At 68.7% G+C, this 3202-nt stretch carries 3 protein-coding genes; 2 read left to right on the plus strand and 1 reads right to left on the minus strand.

The window, feature by feature from the left end:
* Both ACIRA7_RS16760 and ACIRA7_RS16765 read left to right on the plus strand, forming a co-directional pair.
* Positions 1-910: type III glutamate--ammonia ligase (locus ACIRA7_RS16760; protein WP_396221972.1), on the plus strand; the 910-nt coding region annotated here is incomplete at its 5' end.
* A gap of 7 nt (positions 911-917) precedes the next feature.
* Positions 918-1838: a DMT family transporter gene (locus tag ACIRA7_RS16765; protein WP_396221973.1), complete on the plus strand. Its 921-nt coding sequence runs from the start codon at positions 918-920 to the stop codon at positions 1836-1838.
* Here the strand turns inward: ACIRA7_RS16765 and glgA are convergent.
* A partial coding sequence (gene glgA / locus ACIRA7_RS16770) for a glycogen synthase GlgA (protein ID WP_396221974.1) occupies positions 1802-3202 on the minus strand: 1401 nt, incomplete at its 5' end. The two genes, ACIRA7_RS16765 and glgA, sit on opposite strands and share 37 nt — an antisense overlap.

Here is a 3202-nt window from a genome sequence, read left to right on the forward strand (position 1 = left end):
GGCTGATGAGGCCGATCGTCTGGACAAACCGAGTTACGACCTGAAGTCCCTGCCCCGACAGGCCGGATTCCTGCATGAGCTGAGCCAGGCCCTCACCGCTTGCGGCCTGGACGTGCTGCAACTCGATCACGAAGACGCACACGGCCAGTACGAGGTCAACTTCGCATATGACGAGGCGCTGGCCAGCGCCGACCACTTGATGCTGTTCAAGCTGGCGGCGCAGGCCCTGGCCGACGCCCGCGGCATGGTGTTCTCGATGATGCCCAAGCCCTTTGCCGACCAGCCCGGCAGCGGGCTGCACTTTCACATCTCGCTGTGGGAGCACGGCGCGACGGAGCGCAGCCTGTTCGAGTGCGCCGACGGTGGGCCGCTCACCGACACCGCCCGACACTTCATTGCGGGTGTGCTCACCCACGCGCCAGCTTTGTGCGCGATCGCCGCGCCCACAGTGAACAGCTACAAGCGCCTGACCGTGGGCGAGTCGATCTCCGGCACCACCTGGGCGCCGGCCTGCGTGGCGCACGGCCCGAACAACCGCACTGCCCTTGTGCGCACCCTGCCCGGCCGCTTCGAGTGGCGGCTGCCGGATGCGGCAGCCAATCCCTACTTGGCCACGGCGGCCCTCATCGCCGCAGGGCTGGATGGCATTGACCGCCGGCTGGACCCGGGGCCCGAGGTGACCGATGACCTGTTCGACTGCACGCTGTCGCAGTTGCGCGACCGAGGCATCGGCCTGCTGCCGCAATCCTTGTCGCAGGCCCTGGACGCGCTGGAAGCCGACGCCGTGATCAGCGGCGCCCTGGGTGAGGAACTCACCCGCGAGTTCCTGCGCCTGAAGCGTGACGAGTGGACGCAGTGGGCCCGCCACGTCACCCCGTGGGAGCGCGACCGCTACGCGGCCGCCTTCTGAGCGTTTCATGAAGCCGGTTCCCTGGGCGGCTTTCGCCTGCCTGGCCGCCAGCATGGCCCTGGTGGGCAGCTATGTGGGCTTGTCGCGCTTGTTGGTGGCGGCCCTTCCCGTCTTTCTGCTGGCGTGGTTGCGCTTTGGTATCGCTGCGGTAGCCATGGTGACCTGGCTGCGTCGCCAGCCAGGCGAGGCGCCCCTGTCTCCCAGAGACCGCCGGCTCCTGTTCTGGGAAAGCTTCCTCGGCAACTTCGGCTTCTCCATCTGCATGCTGTTCGGCGTGGCCGCCACGTCGGCCGTGGCGGCCGGGGTGGTGATGGCGGCCATCCCCGCCGTGGTGGCGCTGATGTCCTGGTTGTTCCTGGGTGAACGCATCACGGCGCGCGTGAAGGGCGCCATCGCGCTGGCTGGGTCGGGCATCGCCACCTTGGCGCTGGCCCAGGCACCGGGCGATGGCGGCCCGGCCTCGGCGCCCTGGTGGGGCTATGCCCTGCTGCTGGGGGCGGTGATCTGCGAGGCCAGCTACGTGGTCATCGGCAAGCGTCTGGCCGCCAGCGTCTCGCCGCAGCGCATCAGCGCCCTGATCAACCTCTGGGGCCTGGCCCTCATCACGCCCTTTGGCCTGTGGCAGGCGTGGAGCTTCGATTTTTCCAGCGTGAGCCGCTCCACCTGGGGCCTGCTGGTGTTCTACGCCTTGGCGGCCAGTGTGGCCACGGTGTGGTTGTGGATGCGCGGGCTGCGCCATGTGCCCGCATCACGTGCCGGGATCTTCACGGTCTGCCTGCCCGTCAGCGCCGCTGCCGTGGGCGTGGCCTGGCTGGGGGAGCCGTTCAGCATCGCCCACGCCGTGGCCTTTGCCATGGCTCTGGCTGGTCTGTTGCTGGCCACCTGGCCAGATCAGACGCCGGCCGCCCCGGGCAGCAGTTCCGCGTAGAGGGCGCGGTACTTGATGGCAGAAGGCGTCCAGGAAAGGTCCTGGGTCATGCCGCGGCGCTGCAAGGTCCGGCGCAGCGCCGGCTCACGCCAGACGTTCAGCGCGTGCACCAGGGCGCGCTCGAAAGCGGCAGGCGTGGGCTCGGCAAAGCTGAAGCCATTGGCCGGCAGGCCCGCGGCAGGGGCTGAGTTCAACCCGACCACCGTGTCAGCCAGGCCACCGGTGGCGCGCACCAGCGGCAGCGTGCCGTAGCGCAGGCCATACAGCTGGGTCAGACCGCAGGGTTCGAAGCGGGATGGCACGGCAATGAGATCGGCGCCGGCCACCAGCCGGTGCGCCCGATGTTCGTCATAGGCAATGAGGGTGGCGACGCTGCGCGGATGGTCTTGCGCTGCCTGCGTGAAGGCGTGCTCCAGCGCTGCATCTCCCGTGCCCTGCACCACCAACTGCCCGCCCTGCTCAAGCAAGGTGGGCAGCGCTGCCAGCAGCAGATCCAACCCCTTTTGCGCCGTCAACCGGCTCAGGGCCAGCACCACCGGCGCCGAAGGGTCCACCGGCAACCCCACTTCGGCCTGCAAGGCGGCCTTGCAGGTGGCCTTGCCCGCCAGATCGTCCGGGCCGTAAGGCGCATACGGTCCGGCGAATGCGGGGTCTCGCAAAGGGTTCCAGGCCTGATCGTCGATGCCGTTGAGGATGCCGCTGAGGACATCCTCACGGCTGCGCAGCACCCCGTCCATGCCGCAGCCGAACTCCGGGGTGGTGATTTCCCGCGCATAGGTAGGGCTGACGGTGGTCAGCCGGTCGCAGAATTTCAGGCCCGCCTTCATGAAGGACAACTGGCCGTGGTACTCCAGCCCGGCAGAACTCATGAAGCGTGACGACAGGCCCAGCAAAGCGCTGTCCTGGTGCGGAAACAGCCCCTGATAGGCCAGGTTGTGCACCGTAAAGACCGAAGGTGCCGTCGCCGCGTGCGCCTTGAGGTAGGCGCAAGCCATGCCCGCATGCCAGTCATGCGCGTGCACCAGGTCGGGCTCCCACGACGGGTCCAGCCCGCCCGCGGCAATCTGCGCCGCAACCCAGCCCAGCAGGCCGAAACGCTGCAGGTTGTCAGGCCATTCCAGGCCCGCCTCGTCATGGTAGGGATTGGCCGAGCGCCCGTACAACAAGGGCGCGTCGATCACGTACACGCTCAGCCCGCCTTCAGGCAGAGAGGCCTTCAGCAAGCGCACCTTCGCGGCGCCGAAGCAGGGGCCCAGCGAGGCCACTGGCTCCACCGCGACCACCCCCTTCATCACGGCGGGCCACCCTGGCAGGAGCAGGCGTGCCTGCATGCCCCCCAGGGCTTGCTGCGCCTGGGGCAAGGC

Origin of the sequence: Gemmatimonas sp., assembly GCF_044376735.1 — a bacterium.
Lineage (GTDB): Bacteria > Gemmatimonadota > Gemmatimonadetes > Gemmatimonadales > Gemmatimonadaceae > Gemmatimonas.